This is a genomic window from Hyphomicrobium sp. (assembly GCF_036780825.1).
Classification (GTDB): Bacteria; Pseudomonadota; Alphaproteobacteria; order Rhizobiales; family Hyphomicrobiaceae; genus Hyphomicrobium_C.
In genome coordinates, this window is record NZ_DAIQCD010000002.1 from 185,475 (window position 1) to 203,508 (window position 18,034).

19 protein-coding genes, 1 tRNA gene and 1 pseudogene are annotated in these 18,034 nt (G+C 64.5%); 12 read left to right on the forward strand and 9 right to left on the reverse strand.

The annotated features are described in order from the left end of the window. Positions 1-34: 34 nt before the first annotated feature. Together V7P99_RS02045 and V7P99_RS02050 are read right to left on the reverse strand one after the other, a co-directional pair. Complete coding sequence (locus V7P99_RS02045) at positions 35-2,041, reverse strand: protein meaA (RefSeq protein WP_333793157.1); 2,007 nt, start codon at positions 2,039-2,041, stop codon at positions 35-37. A gap of 93 nt (positions 2,042-2,134) precedes the next feature. After that, complete coding sequence (locus V7P99_RS02050) at positions 2,135-2,509, reverse strand: hypothetical protein (RefSeq protein ID WP_333793158.1); 375 nt, start codon at positions 2,507-2,509, stop codon at positions 2,135-2,137. A 281-nt stretch (positions 2,510-2,790) separates the two neighbouring features. On the opposite strand from V7P99_RS02050, the gene ccrA reads away from it, so the two are divergent. Further along, a complete protein-coding gene (gene ccrA / locus V7P99_RS02055) occupies positions 2,791-4,122 on the forward strand; it encodes a crotonyl-CoA carboxylase/reductase (RefSeq protein ID WP_333793159.1) in 1,332 nt (443 codons plus the stop codon). Positions 4,123-4,200: 78 nt separating this feature from the next. Here the strand turns inward: ccrA and V7P99_RS02060 are convergent, their stop codons facing one another. Continuing rightward, on the reverse strand, positions 4,201-5,109 hold the full coding sequence (locus V7P99_RS02060; protein ID WP_333793160.1) for a YihY/virulence factor BrkB family protein: 909 nt from the start codon (positions 5,107-5,109) through the stop codon (positions 4,201-4,203). 301 nt (positions 5,110-5,410) lie between these two features. Between V7P99_RS02060 and V7P99_RS02065 the strand changes: the two genes are divergently transcribed. The 6 genes and pseudogenes from V7P99_RS02065 to V7P99_RS02090 all read left to right on the forward strand — a co-directional run bounded on the left by V7P99_RS02065 (position 5,411) and on the right by V7P99_RS02090 (position 10,061). Continuing rightward, a complete protein-coding gene (locus V7P99_RS02065) occupies positions 5,411-7,090 on the forward strand; it encodes an acyl-CoA dehydrogenase family protein (protein ID WP_333793161.1) in 1,680 nt (559 codons plus the stop codon). 382 nt (positions 7,091-7,472) lie between these two features. Continuing rightward, positions 7,473-7,658, forward strand: a pseudogene (locus V7P99_RS02070) (EamA/RhaT family transporter); the annotation flags it as partial. Positions 7,659-7,748: 90 nt separating this feature from the next. Further along, entirely contained in the window at positions 7,749-8,195 is a 447-nt protein-coding gene (locus V7P99_RS02075) for a hypothetical protein (protein WP_333793162.1), read from the forward strand. A 65-nt stretch (positions 8,196-8,260) separates the two neighbouring features. Continuing rightward, positions 8,261-9,085: an SDR family NAD(P)-dependent oxidoreductase gene (locus tag V7P99_RS02080; RefSeq protein WP_333793163.1), complete on the forward strand. Its 825-nt coding sequence runs from the start codon at positions 8,261-8,263 to the stop codon at positions 9,083-9,085. 124 nt (positions 9,086-9,209) lie between these two features. Next, positions 9,210-9,584, forward strand: coding sequence for a PilZ domain-containing protein (locus V7P99_RS02085; RefSeq protein ID WP_333793164.1), 375 nt, complete (start codon positions 9,210-9,212; stop codon positions 9,582-9,584). A 189-nt stretch (positions 9,585-9,773) separates the two neighbouring features. Beyond that, positions 9,774-10,061 carry a hypothetical protein gene (locus tag V7P99_RS02090; RefSeq protein ID WP_333793165.1) on the forward strand — a complete coding sequence of 96 codons (288 nt, stop codon included), beginning with the start codon at positions 9,774-9,776 and terminating at the stop codon, positions 10,059-10,061. A 92-nt stretch (positions 10,062-10,153) separates the two neighbouring features. Here V7P99_RS02090 and ychF read toward each other — a convergent pair whose 3' ends face one another. From ychF to V7P99_RS02105, 3 genes are all read right to left on the reverse strand, one after another. Then, positions 10,154-11,251 (reverse strand): redox-regulated ATPase YchF, encoded by a 1,098-nt coding sequence (gene ychF, locus V7P99_RS02095; protein ID WP_333793166.1) that lies wholly within the window; start codon positions 11,249-11,251, stop codon positions 10,154-10,156. Positions 11,252-11,370: 119 nt separating this feature from the next. Then, positions 11,371-12,123, reverse strand: coding sequence for an aminoacyl-tRNA hydrolase (pth, locus tag V7P99_RS02100; RefSeq protein WP_333793167.1), 753 nt, complete (start codon positions 12,121-12,123; stop codon positions 11,371-11,373). A 72-nt stretch (positions 12,124-12,195) separates the two neighbouring features. Continuing rightward, the gene (locus V7P99_RS02105; protein ID WP_333793168.1) at positions 12,196-12,861 is read right to left on the reverse strand and encodes a 50S ribosomal protein L25/general stress protein Ctc; all 666 of its coding nucleotides are present in this window, start codon (positions 12,859-12,861) and stop codon (positions 12,196-12,198) included. Between the two features lie 335 nt (positions 12,862-13,196). Between V7P99_RS02105 and V7P99_RS02110 the strand changes: the two genes are divergently transcribed. The 5 genes from V7P99_RS02110 to V7P99_RS02130 all read left to right on the forward strand — a co-directional run bounded on the left by V7P99_RS02110 (position 13,197) and on the right by V7P99_RS02130 (position 15,908). Beyond that, the gene (locus tag V7P99_RS02110) at positions 13,197-13,613 is read left to right on the forward strand and encodes a Fur family transcriptional regulator (protein ID WP_333793169.1); all 417 of its coding nucleotides are present in this window, start codon (positions 13,197-13,199) and stop codon (positions 13,611-13,613) included. A 111-nt stretch (positions 13,614-13,724) separates the two neighbouring features. Then, on the forward strand, positions 13,725-14,075 hold the full coding sequence (locus tag V7P99_RS02115; RefSeq protein ID WP_333793170.1) for a hypothetical protein: 351 nt from the start codon (positions 13,725-13,727) through the stop codon (positions 14,073-14,075). Between the two features lie 80 nt (positions 14,076-14,155). Beyond that, positions 14,156-14,242, forward strand: a tRNA-Leu gene (locus V7P99_RS02120). A 32-nt stretch (positions 14,243-14,274) separates the two neighbouring features. Then, positions 14,275-15,327 (forward strand): P1 family peptidase, encoded by a 1,053-nt coding sequence (locus V7P99_RS02125; protein WP_333793171.1) that lies wholly within the window; start codon positions 14,275-14,277, stop codon positions 15,325-15,327. Next, positions 15,324-15,908, forward strand: coding sequence for a YcgN family cysteine cluster protein (locus V7P99_RS02130; RefSeq protein WP_333793172.1), 585 nt, complete (start codon positions 15,324-15,326; stop codon positions 15,906-15,908). The genes V7P99_RS02125 and V7P99_RS02130 overlap by 4 nt, the downstream gene beginning before the upstream one ends. 53 nt (positions 15,909-15,961) lie before the next feature. On the opposite strand, the gene msrB is transcribed toward V7P99_RS02130, so the two are convergent. The 3 genes from msrB to msrP all read right to left on the reverse strand — a co-directional run bounded on the left by msrB (position 15,962) and on the right by msrP (position 18,031). Continuing rightward, positions 15,962-16,354 (reverse strand): peptide-methionine (R)-S-oxide reductase MsrB, encoded by a 393-nt coding sequence (gene msrB, locus V7P99_RS02135; RefSeq protein ID WP_333793173.1) that lies wholly within the window; start codon positions 16,352-16,354, stop codon positions 15,962-15,964. Between the two features lie 17 nt (positions 16,355-16,371). Next, positions 16,372-16,989, reverse strand: a complete 618-nt coding sequence (gene msrQ, locus V7P99_RS02140; protein WP_442909853.1) for a protein-methionine-sulfoxide reductase heme-binding subunit MsrQ — start codon at positions 16,987-16,989, stop codon at positions 16,372-16,374. A gap of 94 nt (positions 16,990-17,083) precedes the next feature. Further along, positions 17,084-18,031 (reverse strand): protein-methionine-sulfoxide reductase catalytic subunit MsrP, encoded by a 948-nt coding sequence (msrP, locus tag V7P99_RS02145; protein ID WP_333793175.1) that lies wholly within the window; start codon positions 18,029-18,031, stop codon positions 17,084-17,086. Positions 18,032-18,034: the final 3 nt, after the last annotated feature.

Below are 18,034 nucleotides of genomic sequence, written 5' to 3' on the forward strand. Positions count from 1 at the left end.
GCGTTGTTGCAAGACGCGGGTATGCGGGAACGGTTTAAGCGGCCCGCTCCTGGTGGCCGTCGACGAGGCGGACGATGTCGGCCATGATGTCGTTGAGTTGGAAGTCCTTGGGCGTATAGACCGCCGCCACGCCGGCTCCCTTGAGCTTTGCCGCATCCTCCGGCGGGATGATCCCGCCAACAACGACCGGGACGTCCGACAAGCCCTCGCGGTGCATCCGCTCCATCACCTCGCCGACGAGCGGCAGGTGCGAGCCGGAGAGGATCGAAAGGCCGACGACGTGCACGCTCTCGTCCACCGCGGCGCGTACGATCTGCGTGGGCGTCAGGCGGATGCCCTCGTAGACGACCTCCATGCCGACGTCGCGGGCACGCACGGCGATCTGCTCGGCTCCGTTCGAGTGGCCGTCGAGTCCCGGCTTGCCGACCAGGAACTTGATGCGTCGGCCGAGCTTTGCCGACACGGCCTCCACTTCAGCACGCACGGAGTCGAGGCCGTTGCTGCCGCGCTCGGGCGCCGCTTGAGCGACGCCGGTCGGGCCGCGGTATTCTCCGAACACGCTCCGCAGCGCTGCGCCCCATTCGCCTGTCGTAACGCCGGCCTTGGCGCAGGCGATCGAGCTTTCCATGATGTTGCGGCCTTCCCTGGCGGCCGCTTCGAGTTCGGCGAGCGCCTTGGCGGTGGTCTTAGCGTCGCGGGCCGCGCGCCATGCCTTCAGCCGCTCGATCTGCTCGGCCTCCACCGCCGGATCCACGACCATGATCGAGCCCTCACCGGTCGTGAGCGGCGAGGGCTCCGTCTCGGTCCAGCGGTTGACGCCGACGACGATCTGGTCGCCGAGCTCGATCTGGCGTAGGCGCGCCGAGTTGCTCTCGACGAGACGGCGCTTCATGTAGTCGATGGCGGAAATGGCGCCGCCCATGCGTTCGATGGTCTTGAGTTCGCCCTTCGCCTGTTCCTTGAGCTCGCCCACCTTGCGCGCGATCTCCGCCGAGCCGTCGAAGATATCGCCGTACTCGAGCAGGTCCGTCTCATAGGCCATGATCTGCTGCATCCGGAGCGACCACTGCTGGTCCCAGGGGCGCGGCAGCCCGAGCGCCTCGTTCCAAGCCGGCAGCTGCACGGCGCGGGCGCGGGCATTCTTGGAGAGCGTCACCGCCAGCATTTCGATCAGGATGCGGTAGACGTTGTTTTCCGGCTGTGGCTCGGTGAGGCCGAGGCTGTTGACCTGAACGCCGTAGCGGAAGCGCCGGTTCTTGGCGTCGGTCACGCCGTAGCGCTCTTGGCAGATCTCGTCCCACAGCTCGCCGAAAGCCCGCATCTTGCAGATCTCGGTGATGAAGCGCAGGCCGGCGTTGACGAAGAACGACACCCGGCCGACGACGTCTCCGAACTCGGCGTCTGGCACCTCCCCGGAGGCTTTCACCGTGTCGAGCACCGCGATGGCGGTGGCGAGCGCATAGGAGAGCTCCTGCACCGGCGTCGCGCCGGCCTCCTGCAGATGATAGGAGCACACGTTGGTCGGGTTCCACTTGGGAACCTCGCGATAGGAGTAGACGATCGTATCCTTGATGAGCCTCAGCGAGGGCTCCGGCGGGAACACGTAGGTCCCGCGCGAAAGGTACTCCTTGATGATGTCGTTCTGGATGGTGCCGGTGAGCTTCGTGCGTGAAGCACCCGTTTCGTCGGCCGTGGCGATGTAGAGCGAGAGGAGCCACGCCGCCGTGGCGTTAATCGTCATTGAGGTGTTCATCTGGTCGAGGGGAATGCCCTCGAACAGGCGGCGCATATCGCCGAGATGCGAGATCGGCACGCCGACCTTGCCGACTTCCCCCTTGGCCAACTCGTGGTCGGAATCGTACCCGGTCTGCGTCGGCAGATCGAAGGCGACGGAGAGGCCGGTTTGTCCTTTGGCCAGGTTTTTACGGTAGAGCTCGTTCGACTTGGCGGCCGTGGAGTGTCCGGCGTAGGTGCGAAACAGCCAGGGCTTGTCCCGCTCCGGGCCTTTGTCTCTGGTTTCGCTGGCCGCTCTATCCGCCATGCTCAAATCCTCGCCCCATCGACCTAGTCCCATAACGCAAGGACGGCGGTGCGCAAGGCAAAAGTCAATGCCGCTTAGGCGGTGTCGGCCGCGTCAAATGCGGTTGCGGCCGGCGGCTCCGGCTCGCGCCGCCGCCCGCGACGCAGCACGGCCGTCGAGCGCCGTTTCGATCCCGCGCGCGAGAAGCGTGAGGACGAGGACGGTCACGATCATCGCGCACCCCGCCGCAGCGGCTGCAGTGGCGGTCTTCTCGCCCGGAATGGAAAGGCCCAGGATGGGCACGAGATAAATCCCGGTGAGTCCGCTCCAGAAGATAGCCGGTGCGAAGAGGATGGCGAGCAGCTTGGTGGAGAGCGCGGTCCGCATGATGGCGAAGACGGCGAGCGTCATCACGCCGACGATGGCGTAGCTGGTCCGGTCTGCCGCGGCGATATCGCTCCAAATCTGGAGGGCATCCACTCCGGTCATCCAATCTGCTCCGCGTTTTGGCTTCGAGCAGCAGCAAACTTATATATTAACGTCCGCCGCTTAACATTCCGTGTCGCGGCGAGCGGGCGGGCGACGGCACTCCCTGCGGCTTCGGCCTCACTATACGAAAGGCCAAAAGCGCATCGGCCGGCTTCGTTACAAACTCTTTATTGCGCCGCGAAAAAGTGCTTGAAACATTGGCGAAAGGTACGGAGAAGCGCCTCCGGCAGCATCTCCCAGGCCTTGCGGAACCCTTATTCGCGTCAGGGAGAGACGAGAGCATGTCAAGCCAGAGCGCCGCAACCAGGGACAGCACCGCCTCCTCGGCCGGGCCTTCGCTGATCGAGGCCAAGAAGGACCTTTACGAGATTGGCGAAATCCCGCCTCTCGGCCACGTTCCGAAGAACATGTACGCCTGGGCCATCCGTGAGGATCGGCACGGCGATCCCGACAAGGCCATGCAGGTCGAGGTGCTTCCGACTTGGGATCTCGACAGTCACGATGTGCTGGTTCTCGTGATGGCCGCAGGCGTCAACTACAATGGTGTCTGGGCTTCGCTTGGCACGCCGGTCTCGCCGATCCGTGATGTGCACAAGAACCCCTATCATGTGGCAGGCTCCGACGCCTCCGGCATCGTGTGGGCCGTGGGTTCCAAGGTAAAGCGCTGGAAGGTCGGCGACGAGGTGGTCGTTCACTGCAACCAGGACGACGGCGATGACGAGGAATGCAATGGCGGCGACCCGATGTTCTCGCCAAGCCAGCGCATCTGGGGCTACGAGACGCCTGATGGGAGCTTCGCCCAGTTCACCCGCGTTCAGGATCGCCAGCTCCTCGAACGCCCGCGCCACCTGACGTGGGAGGAGAGCGCCTGCTATACGCTCACGCTCGCCACCGCCTACCGCATGCTGTTTGGGCACCGCCCGCACGTGCTGCGCCCGGGTCACAACGTGCTCGTATGGGGCGCCTCCGGCGGTCTCGGCTCGTTTGCGGTGCAGCTCTGCGCCACCTCGGGCGCCAACGCCATCGGCGTCGTGAGCGACGAGGACAAGCGCGATTTCGTCATGCAGCTCGGCGCCAAGGGCGTCATCAACCGCAAAGACTTCAAGTGTTGGGGCCAGCTGCCGAAGGTCGGCTCGCCGGAGTACAGCGCCTGGCTCAAGGAGATGCGTAACTTCGGCAAGGCGATCTGGCAGATCACCGGCAAGGGCGTCAACGTCGATTGCGTCTTTGAGCATCCCGGAGAGGCAACGATCCCGGTCTCGGTGCAGGTGGTGAAGCGCGGCGGCATGGTCGTCATCTGTGCTGGCACCACGGGCTACAATCTCACCATGGACGCCCGCTATCTCTGGATGCACCAGAAGCGCGTGCAGGGCTCCCATTTCGCCAACCTCGCGCAGGCAAGCCAGGCCAACAAGCTCGTCGTCGAGCGGCGCATCGATCCCTGCATGTCCGAGGTCTTCTCCTGGGCGCAGATTCCCAAGGCGCACATGCGCATGATGAGGAACGAGCACAAGCCGGGCAACATGGCGGTGCTCGTCTCGGCACCGACAACGGGTCTCAGGACTTTCGAGGATGTTCTGGAGGCGAGTCAGGCCCGCTTCGGCGCCGACTAAGAAAGCAGGTAGCACTACGAAAGTGCGGCACATCCTGCCGCACTTTTTAGTCTTCATCCCGGCGCGGGCCGCGACGCTTCAGTCCTCGCCGTCGTCATCCATCGCCAGGATGGCGCCGATGCGGTTTCCATTCGTCAGCTTCTTGAACTCCATGATGCCGCGATTGACCTCGGCGCCGAGGATGATGATGACCGCCGTCACCTGGAAGAAGATCATGGCAATCATGAGCTGCGAAAGACCGGCATAGAAGCGGGCATAGTTGCTGATCGAGAGATAGTAGGAATAGAAGCCTGCGATCGCGAGCCAAAGAATGACGGATACGGCGACGCCCGGCCAGACATCAGCGAGACGGCGCTTTCCGGCGGCGAGCCAGAGGTGGAAGGCGAGGAGCTGGGCGCCGATCACTGTGCCGCCGAGAGCATAGCGCACCGTCGGCGCGAGCCAGGTGGAATCGAGCAGGGATTTGACCCAGGAGATCCAAGACGGCTCGATCCATGACGGCTCAAGCTGTGCGATCTGGGAGGCGAACGCCGGGCCGACGACGACCGCCCACGTCAGAACGAGCATTGAGGCGCCGCTGACGAGCACCAGGAGCATGCTGAGTGCGAGGCAGACGGGATAGGACCGCGTCTCCACCACGCGGTAGGCGCCGTTGAGCGCCGCGCGCAGCGTCTCGACGGCGCTCGTCGCAAAGAAGAGCGCGAGGAAGCCGCCGAATGTCAGAAGGTCGATGCGGGTGCGCCCCATAATTGCGTCAACCTGGGGCGCCAGCGCCTCAGCCACGGCTTGCGGCAGGTTCTGGAACAATTGCGACACGGCGGTGGCCGCGAGTTCCCGGCCGCCGAACAGGCCCGCGAGCCCTCCGAGGAAGATGCAAAACGGGAAGAGCGACACGACGAACGAGAAGGCCACAGCACCCGCCATCGCGAAGCCGGAGTGCTCGTAGAGGCGGTAGATGGCGGATAGAACGGCGCGGTAACGCTTCATCGGCAATTGATCTGGGCGACTGTGGCTCGTGTCGAGCCGCGACCCTAGTCAAGGTGTGCGCCGAGGTCCATGCCTTGAGCGCCATGGGCCGTCGTCAATTTACCCTGGCATGTGGACGCATCGGCCCGCAGCCCGGCGTGCCAGTCAGTTCGCCGCGCCATCTGTCGCTGGATGACGAGTTTGTCTTGACGCCCGGCCTCGGAAATCCACAGATTGTGCGTCCTAACAGAGGGCGCCATGGTCCCCATGGCCTCCCATAGCATAGATCCCCCTGCACAGGGCGAGCTGAGGAGACGGACCGATGGCGGCTGGTGAGGTCAACCTGGAGACCGATCTTCTCGCAGTGGGTCCACAGCCTCTCATCACACGCACAGCGGACGCCGTCGCGGCCGCGGACCGCATTCTCAACCTCGCGAAGGACGGCGTGCGGCGCAAGATCGAGGCGTTAGGCAGCGTCGATGCGGCCCAGCATGCTGCCCATGGCCTCGCCTGGCTCGCCACCACCGTGGAAGCCCTTCGCCAGATGAACCTCTGGGCCGCGCGGCTCGAGGAGGAGGGCGCATTCGGCGAACTCGAACAGCTTCTCCTGCTTGCAGCCTTCGCCGAGTATGGCGCGCAAGTCGCGGGCGGCATTCCGATGAGCCAGCTCGAGATCATCCGCCCCGACGCGCTCGGCGTCGCGCAGTCCGAGGTTCGCGCCTACGAGGATGCCATCGCCGATATCGTCGCAGCCGGCAGCGCCGAGAGCCTGAAGGCCCGTCTCGCGACTCTTATCGAGTACGCGCAAGGGGCCACGACCTTTGGCAACTCGGGGCTCGACGAGACCATGGCCGCCATCCACGAGCAGATGCGCGCGTTCTCGGAGGCCGAGGTCGTGCCGCACGCGCACGAATGGCACCTCGCCAACGCCTACATCCCGATCGAGATCGTCGAGAAAGTAGCCGAGCTCGGCGTGTTCGGCCTGACGCTGCCTGAGGAGTATGGCGGTCTCGGCCTCGGCAAGCTCGCGATGTGCGTGGTCTCAGAGGAGCTGTCCCGCGGCTACATCGGTGTCGGATCGCTCGGCACGCGCGCCGAGATTGCGGGCGAGCTGATCCACAACAACGGCACACCCGAGCAGAAGGAAACGTACCTTCCCAGAATTGCGAGCGGCGAGCTGCTGCCGACTGCCGTCTTCACCGAGCCGAATACGGGCTCGGATCTTGCCGCTCTCACCACGCGCGCCGTGAAGGACGGCGAGGTCTACAAGATCACCGGCCAGAAGACCTGGATCACGCACCCGGTGCGCGCCGATATCATGACCGTGCTGGCGCGCACGAACCCGGACGAGAAGGGCTACAAGGGTCTCTCGATGTTCATCGCCGAGAAGCCGCGCGGCACAGACGGGGATCCGTTTCCCGCCAAGGGCATGACGGGCGGCGAGATCGAGGTGCTCGGCTATCGCGGCATGAAGGAGTACGACATCTCCTTCGATGGCTTCGAAGTGCCGGCTGAAAATCTGCTCGGCGGCGTCGAGGGCCAGGGCTTCAAGCAGCTTATGAACACGTTCGAGGGCGCCCGCATTCAGACGGCGGCCCGTGCTGTCGGCGTTGCCCAATGCGCGATGGATTTGGCGCTCAAGTATGCGCTCGAGCGCGTGCAGTTTGGGAAGCCGATCTATGCGTTCCCGCGGGTTGCAAACAAGATCGTGATGATGGCCGTCGAGACCATGATCGCGCGCCAGCTCTCCTATTTCGCCGCGCGCGAGAAGGACGAAGGCCATCGCTGCGATCTCGAAGCCGGTATGGCGAAGCTCTTAGGCGCCCGCGTCGCTTGGGCCAACGCCGACAACGCGCTGCAGATTCATGGCGGTAACGGTTTCGCGCTCGAGTATCCGGTCAGCCGCGTGCTTTGCGATGCGCGCATTCTGAACATCTTCGAGGGTGCGGCCGAGATCCAGGCGCAAGTCATCGCGCGCCGTCTGCTCGAGAACGGGGGCTGAGAGCCATCGGCGCTGCGGCGCGGCGCCTAGGCAATGCGCCGTCTGCCGAACTGCCGTGAAAATTGCGGCGGCCTTTTCATCATATCGGAGGCGTGCGCGGACAGCCATGTTGCCTCGTCGCGCAAGGATCCTGTTTGCGTTTGCGATTGTGGAACCTTGCGGAGATCCCGGCCTGCGCCGGGATGACGTCTCTCTTGTTGAAGGCTCCTGCTTTCCTCGGCTCTCTCGGGTGGCCTCATGACGATGTCTCGGTCGTGTACGCCGCCTGCCTCCTCTCACCGTCATCCCGGCGCAGGCCGGGACCCACGCCAGCGTCCGCCTGCGCATCGCCGGATATTTCGCGATCCATCCATCCACGCGGAATCGCGGGATATATGGAGAGGCGCAGTTCTGGTTTCTCGCTTTCGCGCTCCGAAGCGCCGCCCTCGTTCGCACGGTCGCCCTAATCGAGGTCCTATTCGCCGTCGTCGTCTCGCACGGCATCTTCAAGCAGCGGCTGGGCGGCCGCGAGGCGCTGGGTATCCTGGTCCTCGTGTCCGGTGTGGCAGTTCTTCTCAATATCGCCTGAGCCTCCTCGCGAACTGTTTATTTCTTGCGCTGGTGCAAAAGCTTACCATCGGGCGACCTTGCTCGAACCACCACGTCCGGGAAACCGCCGATGCGCACGCTCCTCCTCCGCTTCCTACCTGCCCTGCTACTGTTCTGGGCGGGTGCGCCGGCTCATGCGCAGGAGGATATGCCGCCGCTGGAGGCGTTCGCATCCGGCTCGGGCCGCGTCTGGCTTTCGGATTGCGCATTCGAGGCCGAACGCTACGTGAGCTGCAAGAACGCGGCGCCCGCCGTGCTCGAGGCCATCTCCAATCCGGGCGAGGAAACTCCCGGCGAAGCGCTGCAGGCCTTCGTGCAAGCTCTCTTTGTCGGCAAAGGCTGTGTCTTCGACATCCCCGCAGACAGCTTCCGGGTCAACGGCATTTTCCTATCATTTGATTCCACTGCGGCAAGCGGCATCCGCTGCGAAGGAAAGCCATCGAAGCTCATCTTCGCGCCCGGCGGCATCAGCCTGCTGGATACGCTCTACTTCTTCTCGGCGGCGCCGCCCCTCTAGTGTGAAACCCGCTCAGGAGTCGAGCCGTGCTTCCTTTTCCGCGCCGACGCCATTAAACCCGTGCCATGCAGAGATCCATTCTGATCACCGGGTGCTCGTCCGGCATCGGCCTCGCTTCGGCCCGCCTCATGAAGGCGCGGGGCTGGCGCGTGCTCGCCACAGCGCGCAAGGAAGAGGATCTCGAATGGCTGCACCGTGAGCTCGGCGTGGAGGCGCTCTATCTCGATCTCGCCGACCCCGGCTCGATCGCGCGGTGCGCACTGGAGACACTCGAGCTTACGGACGCCAACCTGCACGCGCTTTTCAATAATGCGGCCTACGGGCAGGTGGGTGCCGTCGAGGACATCGTGCCCGAGGTGCTGCGCCGGCAGCTCGAGGTCAACGTCGTCGGCACGCATGATTTGACGCGCCGGCTACTTCCGGCCATGCGGGCGACGGGACAGGGGCGCATCGTGCAGTGCTCGTCCGTGCTCGGCTTCGTCTCGGTTCCCTATCGCGGCGCTTACTGCGCGTCGAAGTTTGCGCTCGAGGCGCTGAGCGATGCATTGCGCCACGAGCTCGCCGGAACGGGCATCCACGTGTCGATCATCCAGCCGGGTCCGATCCGCACGCGTTTCGTTGAGCACGCGCTCGCCAACTTCCGTGCGACCGTTGACATCGAGGACTCGGCCCATCGCGAGACTTATCATGCCCGTCTCGCCGCCATGGAAGCGGGCGGCAAACAGACCTTCAAGTTGGAGCCCGACGCCGTGGCGGCCAAGCTCGTTCACGCCGTCGAAAGCGCCCGCCCCAAGCGGCGCTACAAGGTGACGGTGCCGACCTATCTCGCCGCCGTGGGCCGGCGTCTGCTGCCGGCCCCCGTTGCCGATTGGCTTGTCCAGCGGCTCTGAAATCCGAGCATCACAGGTTCACCAATTCTCAAGCCGCGGACGATAGCCTGATCTCAGCTGTTGTTCGCGGCGGCTGGCCTTGCGTATCTGCCGGTCCGCGATGCTGGCGTGGGAGTGGTCGGCCATGTCGCTTCTCGACACGATTGCACGTGCCCTTACATTCAGGACCGTGCGCCCGGCCGAGCCGGCAAAAAACGGCCGCGACAGCGCGGAGATGCGGCGCCTGCGTCGCGTGCGGCAGCGGATGCGCAGCGGCGCTGTCTGGTCGGACAAGCTGATCGCGCCGCGGCCCTGCATGTTCAAGGATCTATCCGTCGGCGGCGCACAGGTGGAAATTCTCGGCGCTCCCATCAAGCCGGGCCTCCTCATGGACGGCCTCTGGCTCTACTTCGACACTGAAAAGCACGAGGTCTCCTGCTCGCTCGTTTGGATGAACGGACGAACGCTGGGTCTCAGGTTCGAGGGCGCTCTGCGGCCGCCGTCGCGCAAGTATGGCTGAGCCAGCGGACCGCTCGCGGGCGCGCTGCCTCACAAGCAATCCGCATCATACATTTTCGTATGGTGGGCATATCGTCCCTTGTGCGCCCGATCGGCAGTAAACACCTCGAGGATATCGGCGGGGCAAGGTCTCGCCGACGGTCCCGACCGCTTTCGGTCCCGGCCTCTCCCAATGGGAAAGGAACTCGTCATGAAACGATCTCTGATACATCTCGCCGCCGCTTGCAGCAGCGTTTTGCTTGCCGCAGCGGCTTCTTCGACCGCGGCAAATGCCTATTACCTCGGCTACGGAAACGGCGATCCTGGAAACTGGGACTTCTGGACCGAGCAGAACGGCGGCATCAATCCGGAGACGCAAGCCGAGGCCAAAGCTGTCTATGTGCCGCGGGCCTATGAAATGCATCATGCACGCCACGCGCACTACGCCCACCACAGGCACAGGCGGCACGACTCTTTTGAAAGCGGTAAGGTCTACTGAGATCTGTGCAGGCTGCGAGAGCGGACGGGACGGGATGGTGCATTCCGTCCCGTCGCGGCACAGTCATCGCCGTCAGGTGTCGGCTTGCTCGCTCAGTTGGCGAAGCGGAAGTGCATGATGTCGCCGTCCTTGACGACGTAGTCCTTGCCTTCGAGGCGCATCTTGCCCGCTTCCTTAGCGCCCGTTTCGCCACCCGCCGCCACGTAGTCCTCATAGGCGATGGTCTCGGCGCGAATGAAGCCTTTCTCGAAATCCGTATGGATGACACCGGCCGCCTGCGGCGCCTTCGTGCCGCGCGTGATTGTCCAGGCGCGCGCTTCCTTGGGGCCGATGGTGAAGTAGGTGACGAGATCGAGCAACTGGTAGCCGGCGCGGATCAGGCGGTTGAGGCCCGGCTCTGAAAGGCCCATCTCGGCCAGGAACTCAGCGCGGTCATCGGGTGCGAGGCCCGCGAACTCGGCTTCGATCTTGGCCGAGATCACGATGCAGGCGGCGCCTTCCGCCTCGGCTTTCGCAGCCATCTTCGCTGAGTGCGCATTTCCGCTGCCTGCCGCCGTCTCCTCGACGTTGCAGACGTAGACCACGGGTTTCGAAGTCAGCAGCTGCAACGCGGCGAATGCCGGCTGCTCCTCCGGCGCAATATCGGCGAGCCGCGCCGGCTTTCCCTCGCGCAGTGGTGCCAAAGCCTTTTCCAGGATAGCAAGTTGCGTCTTGGCGTCCTTGTCTCCGCTTTTTGCTCGCTTCTCGATCGTCGCGATGCGTTTTTCCAGGCTCTCCATGTCGGCGAGCATGAGCTCCGTCTCGACCACCTCGGCATCGGCGAGGGGGTCGATGCGATTCTCGACGTGGGTCACGTCGTCGTCCTCGAAACAGCGCACAACGTAGGCCACGGCATCGACTTCGCGGATGTGGGCGAGAAACTTGTTACCGAGCCCTTCGCCTTTCGAGGCGCCCCTCACCAGCCCCGCGATATCGACGAAAGTGAGCCGCGTCGGGATGGTCTGCCCCGACTTCGCAATGCCGGCGAGCGTATCCAGTCGGTCATCCGGCACGCCGACTTCGCCGACGTTCGGCTCGATCGTGCAGAACGGATAGTTCGCCGCTTCTGCAGCAGCCGTTTGCGTGAGCGCGTTGAAGAGGGTGGACTTGCCGACGTTCGGCAGGCCCACGATGCCAAGCTTGAAGCCCATAGAGAGAAAGTCCTTGATTTATCGGGCTGGCCCTACACTGCCGGGGCCCACCGATCAATGGGTAAAGGGACGCGGCGTGCCCTGCGTTGCAAGTCGAAGAGCCTCGGAAGAAGGAGTTCTCAAGCGTCCGGCTTGCGGCCTGCGAGCCATTTCCTGAGGTTTTCGGCAAGAGCGCCGGCACGTTTCCCGGCCCGCTCGCCTGTGGGATGGGCCGGGCGGGATTTGGCGGTTGCTGCCGGCGAGGTCGGGGGTGTGCTGGTCTCGGAACGGCGGTCGCTTCCCTTGCCAGGGGCCGGGTCCGGCTCGCCGCCGAGCGCCTTGGCCACGTCGGTGAGGAAACGCGATTGATCGTCACGCACGAGGCGGGGTGCGGCCTTGGCGATCGCATCGAGCAGCGGCTCGAGCCACTCCTGATCGGCCTTGGCGAAATCGGAGAGCACCCAGCGGGCGACAAGCTCTTTGACGCCGGGATGGCCGACGCCGATGCGCACGCGCACATAATCGTTGCCGACGTGCGCCGAAATCGAACGCAGCCCGTTGTGCCCCGCATTGCCGCCGCCGGTCTTCACCTTGAGCTTGCTGGGTGCGAGGTCGATCTCGTCGTAGAAGACGGCGATGTCCGCCAATGGAATCTTGAGAAACCGCGCCGCCTCGCCCACGGCACGGCCGCTTTCGTTCATGTAGGTGCCGGGCTTGAGCAGCAGCACCTTCTCGCCGGCGATTTCGCCGTCCGATACAAGGCCGTGGAATTTGCGCTTCCACGGGCCGAAGCCATGCGCGTCGCGGATGCGGTCCACGGCCATGAAGCCGACGTTGTGGCGATTGTAGGCATATTCGCTGCCAGGATTTCCGAGGCCGACGAACAGCTTCATGGCAAAGCCTTGAATAAGAGCGAGAAGGCCGGCATCGCATGTCGCGCCACCGGCCTTTCCATGATGGTGATATTACTTCTTGGCTGCAGGTGCGGGCTTGGCCCCGGCCGCCGCTTTGGCCTCGGTGGGAGCAGCCGAGCTCTCCTCGGCATCGTCGCCGCCTGAATCGTCCTTCTTAGCGCCGACGATGGTCGCGATGGTGAAGTCGCGGTTGCCGATCACGGGCTGCACATACTCGGGCAATCCAAGAGTAGAGACGTGGATCGAGCGGCCGATCTCCAGACCCCCGAGGTCGATCTCGAAGTGGGTCGGCATGCGGTCATAGGGACAGAAGACCTCGATCTCGTGGCGGACGATGTTGAGGATGCCGCCGCGCTTGAGGCCGGGCGAAAGACCATGGTTCACGAAGCGGACCGGCACGGCGACGCGGATGACGCCATCCTTGCCGATGCGCAGGAAATCGACGTGGATCGGATGATCCTTGACCGGATCGACCTGGACATCGCGCGGGATGACGCGGATCTTGCGATCGCCCACTGCGATATCGAGCACCGAGGAGGTGAAGTGCCCCTTGATGAACTGCTTCCAGAGCTCGTTGCCGTTGATGGCAATGATTTCGGCCGGCTGGCCGTCTCCGTAGATAACTGCGGGGACATTCCCCTCTCGGCGGGCTTGGCGTGCGGCCCCCTTGCCGGCACGCGGGCGCGCCGTGGCCTTGATCTCCATGATCTCGGACATGGCATTTTCTCCAATGAAAAAAGGGCCTTGAGACAGGCCCACCTGGCTGCAGCCGGCCTCCAAGGGTGCCGGGCAGGTCTCTCGCTTATGCTTGAGATCGCAGGGTTATAGCTGCGGAGCCGTCAATTATCAATTGACGCTTTGGCGCCTGTCGGCTGTCTCCAGGCAGGCCTTGCCGGCACAGCCGAACCATCGCACCCGGGCCACATTTGGCCAGGATCGGTTATGCTATCCCTCGTGCTTCCGGAAAAAGTGGTGCCAGTTTTCCGATAAAGAGCACGAAAAAAGCGAGCGCTTCCGGATAAGCGGGGAAGCCATCACCTGAAGGGAGCCGCATGACGCGAAAAGTGAGTAAGCGCCGCCCGGCGCAGGAGCAGGACAAGCTTATCTTCGAAGCCTTGCGTCAATCCGGCAGGCCGATATCGGCGTATGAGATCATCGATCAGCTTCGCGATCGCGCGAGCCTCGCGCCGCAAACAGTCTACCGCGCGCTGGACCGCCTCATCGCCTCCGGCACAGCGCACCGCGTGGAATCGCTCAACGCCTTCGTCGTCTGCCGGCATTCTGACCACCATCACGACGGCGCGGCCATATTCGCCATTTGTGACGACTGCGGCACGGTGTCGGAGTTTTCGGAGCCCGCCGCTGTTGAGGCCTTGGACAGTTGGGCGAAGCGCTCCAAATACACCGTCCACACGATGACGCTGGAGCTGCGCGGGCGCTGCGCGGCCTGCACGGCACGCATGGTGTGACGAGGGGTTCGGGCCGGCGGTCGGTCCGGTCGCCTGGCGGCTGAGGTGCCAACCGCAGAGCGACGCGGGGCCCGTACGCAGCCGCCGGCACACACAGACATAGGGTGGACGATGCGCGACGAGACGAAACGCAAGCTGGAGCGCCAGCTCTGGCGGGATCGGGTCAAATGGCTTGGCGGGGCGCTAGGGGTCGCGGTGTTTGCGCTCGGCGGCTTATGGGCCATGGGCTTGGATGCGACGGTCGAGACACATCAGTTGGCGGGCGTGGTCGAGACCGTGGGGCCAGTTGTCGGCCGCTCCATCCGCGCCAATGAGGAGGGACTGTCTGTCGACGTGAAGCTCGGTGACGGCCGGCTGGTCCATGTCATGGCGCTGAAGAAGACCGATCCGCACGTCGGCGACCGGGTGCAGATTGCCGAGCATGTTCACGGCAGCGGGCGCGTCACGTACTCGTGGCGATAGCTGCGATCGCTGCGGGTTTCGCGCGTTGACTGAGTAAGGCGCGTCGTTATAGTGCGGCGCCCGCTCCCGATCGTTACCGGGCCCCTGTGGCGGAACAGGTAGACGCGGCAGACTCAAAATCTGCTGTCAGCAATGACGTGCCCGTTCGAGTCGGGCCAGGGGCACCACGTTTGAACGCCAGCCGGAGGCACAACGCACCATGACCGTACGCCCTGGCTCGCGCAATCTCATCACCGACGTCGATGGCATCTCAGTCGGCAACGCGCAGTGCGCGACTGTGCGGAGCGGCGTTACGGTCGTCCTTCCGGATCGGCGTGTGGTTGCCGCATGCGATGTGCGCGGCGGTGCGCCAGGCACCCGAGAGACCGACGCCCTCGATCCGACGTGCCTCGTCGAAGCCGTCGACGGCATCGTTCTTTCGGGCGGCTCGGTTTACGGCCTGGAGGCTATGTCAGGAGCGGTGGCGTGGCTTGGCGCGCGCAATCGGGGCTTCGCGCTCGGCGAGACGCCTCGGGTGTCGCCCGTCGTTCCGGGGGCCGTGCTGTTCGACCTGCCGAACGGCGGCGACAAGAACTGGGGTGAGACGCCGCCTTACCGCGAGTGGGGGCGCGCGGCGTGCGCCGACGTGGCGCGCGAATTCGCCCTTGGCAACGCCGGCGCGGGCATGGGAGCCATGGCCGGCAACCTGAAGGGCGGGCTCGGCTCCGCCAGCGCCTGCGATGGCGATCTCCAGGTCGGCGCGCTGATTGCCGTCAACCCGTTCGGCTCGGTCGTCATGGGAGGCGAGGGGCATTTCTGGGCCGCCCCCTATGAGCTCGATGGCGAGTTCGGCGCGCGGGGCTGGCCGGCGGCGATGCCGCCGGTATCCGCAGAAGATCCGTTCCGGGGCAGCCGTCTGGATCTTTCGCCGCTCGCGCCCGGCGGGAACACGACCATCGGTGTCGTCGCGACCAATGCGAGCCTCACGAAGGCCGAGGCGAAGCGCATTGGCATCATGGCGCAAGACGGCCTCGCCCGTGCGATCCGCCCGATCCATTCCCATGTCGATGGTGATACAATCTTCGTGCTGGCGACAGGCACGGTCGACCTTCCCGCGGATCCGCTAGAGCGCCTGATGCACCTCATGCGCATTGGTTCCATTGCCGTTGATACAGTCGCACGTGCCGTGGCGCGCGGAGTCTACGAGGCAAACGACCTCGGCGAGGCTGTGAGCTACAAGTCGAAGCACGCAAGCGGGCAAGCATCCCGATGAGCAAGCGTTTGGGTTCGTCAGCGAGAAGGAAGCAGGCACCGGAGCAACCGAGATGCGCCACACCCCAGCGTGCGCCGCGCAAGCGGGGATCCAGGGTTTCGGCGGATCGCTTCAGTGATGACGCCGTATGGGCTGAGGGCGAGACGAAGCCCTTCTGGGAAGAAAAGCGCCTCGCGGATATGACGCCGGCCGAATGGGAATCGCTTTGCGACGGCTGCGGCCAATGCTGCCTAGTCAAGATCGAGGACGAGGACACCGGCGCCGTTTTCCTGACGCGCCTCGCCTGCAGCCTCCTCGACATCGGTGCATGCCGCTGCAAGGACTATGAGAACCGCTTCGAGCGCATGCCCGACTGCCTGTCCATCGACATCAAGGCGGTGCGCAAGCTCAAGTGGCTTCCGGAGAGTTGCGCCTATCGCCGCCTCGATGAGGGGCGCGGCCTCGCCTGGTGGCATCCGCTGATCTCAGGCGATCCTGAAACCGTGCACCAGGCCGGCATCTCCGTGCGCGGCTGGACCCGGAGCGAAAAGGGCGTCCCGGAGGATCGGATCGCCCGCTACATCATCGGCGAGGCCGGTTAGGCGCGATCGGTGCGACAGCATCGGGCAGGCCGCGTCATCCATTCCACGTAGGCTCACGTGTCTTGCCGATGGTCGAGGCACACCGAATTAATGCAATACCGCTTCCCGGTCTCTGTCGGCCCGTCATCGAAGACATGGCCGAGGTGTGAGCCGCAGCTTGCACAGCGCACCTCCGTGCGCACCATGCCATGAGTGGTGTCCCGATGATATTCGATCGAGCCCGGCAGCGCCTGATCGAACGATGGCCAGCCGCAGCCTGATTCGAACTTTGTGTCCGATGAGAAGAGCTCTGCTCCACAAGCCGCGCAAGCGAACGTGCCGGGTGCATGCGTGTTCAGGTGCTCGCCTGTAAACGGTCTCTCGGTCCCACCCTTGCGCAGCACCTGATACTGCTCGGGCGTGAGTTTCTCGCGCCAATAATCCTCGTCGTGTGTGATCTTGCTCATGGGCGTCCTCCTTTTCCTTATGGGCTGGACGGCCTCCTCCGGCGATAGCCCGCCCGGTAAAGGAGCAGTCCCGCGATGATCGCAGCGTAGACGAATGGTTCCAGCGGCCAGGCTTTAACCAGCATGATGAAATGCAGGGCCGCAGCCGCGGCTGCAACATAAACAAGACGGTGCAGCCGCTGCCACGCTGCGGCGCCGAGTCGCCTGATCATGGTCGCATTCGACGTCGCCGCGAGCGCGATCAGGATGAGGAAGCTAAGAAGCCCGACCGTAATATAGGGACGTTTCACGATGTCCTTCCAGATGAGTCCGGCATCGAGCCCCTGATCGAGCCAGACGTAAACGGTCACGTGAAGGAGGGCGTAGACGAACGCGAGAAGCCCGATCATACGCCGCCAGCGGATGAGGTTTGGCCCGCCCATGCGGCGGAGTGGCGTGATGGCGAGGCCGGCCACCAGGAAGCGCAGCGCCCAGAGCCCGAGCGAGCGCTCCAGGGTCTTGAGCGGGTCGGCGCCGAGCTGGTCGGTGATGGCGAGATGAAAGGTCCACACCGCAGGCAGCAGGCCGACGGCATAGAGCGTCCAGCTTCCGGGCGCGAGCCATGTGCGCCATGAGCCTCCGGGACGTCCGCGCACGCTTGCTGGCGCATGCCCACCCGCAACCGCTCCTGACCGCACGCCTCGCGCCGCGGGCCTCCGCCACGTCTGGCGCTGGGGAGCGCCGATCGGATCAGAAGTTCTCACGGAGATCCATGCCCGCATAGAGCTTGGCCACGTGCTCGCCATAGCCGTTGAACATGAGCGTCGGCCGGCGCTTTGCGAAAAGTCCATTGCCTTCGCCGATGCGCCGCTCAGTCGCCTGGCTCCAGCGCGGATGATCGACCTCCGGATTGACGTTCGAGTAGAAACCGTACTCTCGCGGCTGCAGGGCTTGCCACGTCGTCTCCGGCTGCTTGTCGACGAGCGAGATCCTGACGATGGACTTGATGCTCTTGAACCCGTATTTCCACGGCACGACGAGCCGGAGCGGCGCTCCGTTCTGCTTTGGCAGCGCCTCGTCGTACATGCCGGTGGCGAGAATCGTGAGCGGGTGCATGGCCTCGTCGAGGCGCAATCCCTCCCGGTAAGGCCAGGGCAGCGGCTGGAAGTAGCCGCGCTGCGCCGGCATTTCCTGCGGGCGCACCAGCGTTTCGAAGGCGACATAGCGCGCGCTGCTGAGCGGCTCCACACGCTGCAAGAGCGCCGCAAGCGGGAAGCCAATCCAAGGGATCACCATGGACCAGCCTTCGACACACCGCAGGCGATAGATGCGCTCCTCGAGCGTAACCGGCTTCAGGATGTCCTCGAGCGCCATCTCTCCGGGCTTTGCCACGAGGCCGTCGATCTTCACGGACCACGGGTCGGTCGTCAGCGTGTGCGCCTTGGCTGAGGGATCGCCCTTGTCGCTGCCGAACTCGTAGAAATTGTTATAGGTGGTCGCGTCCTTGAGACGCGTGATCGGCTCGTCGGTCGAGAACGTGCTTTTCCTTGCAGCGACATAGGCCGCCTGCCCCCGCATGGGGAGAAGGACCAGCGCAGCCAGGCCGAGGCTGCCTGCCACGAACTCGCGGCGGCGGAGATAGAGGCTCCGCGGCGTAATCTCGGACGGCGGGATATCGGCAGGTCTGCGGATGAGCATCGG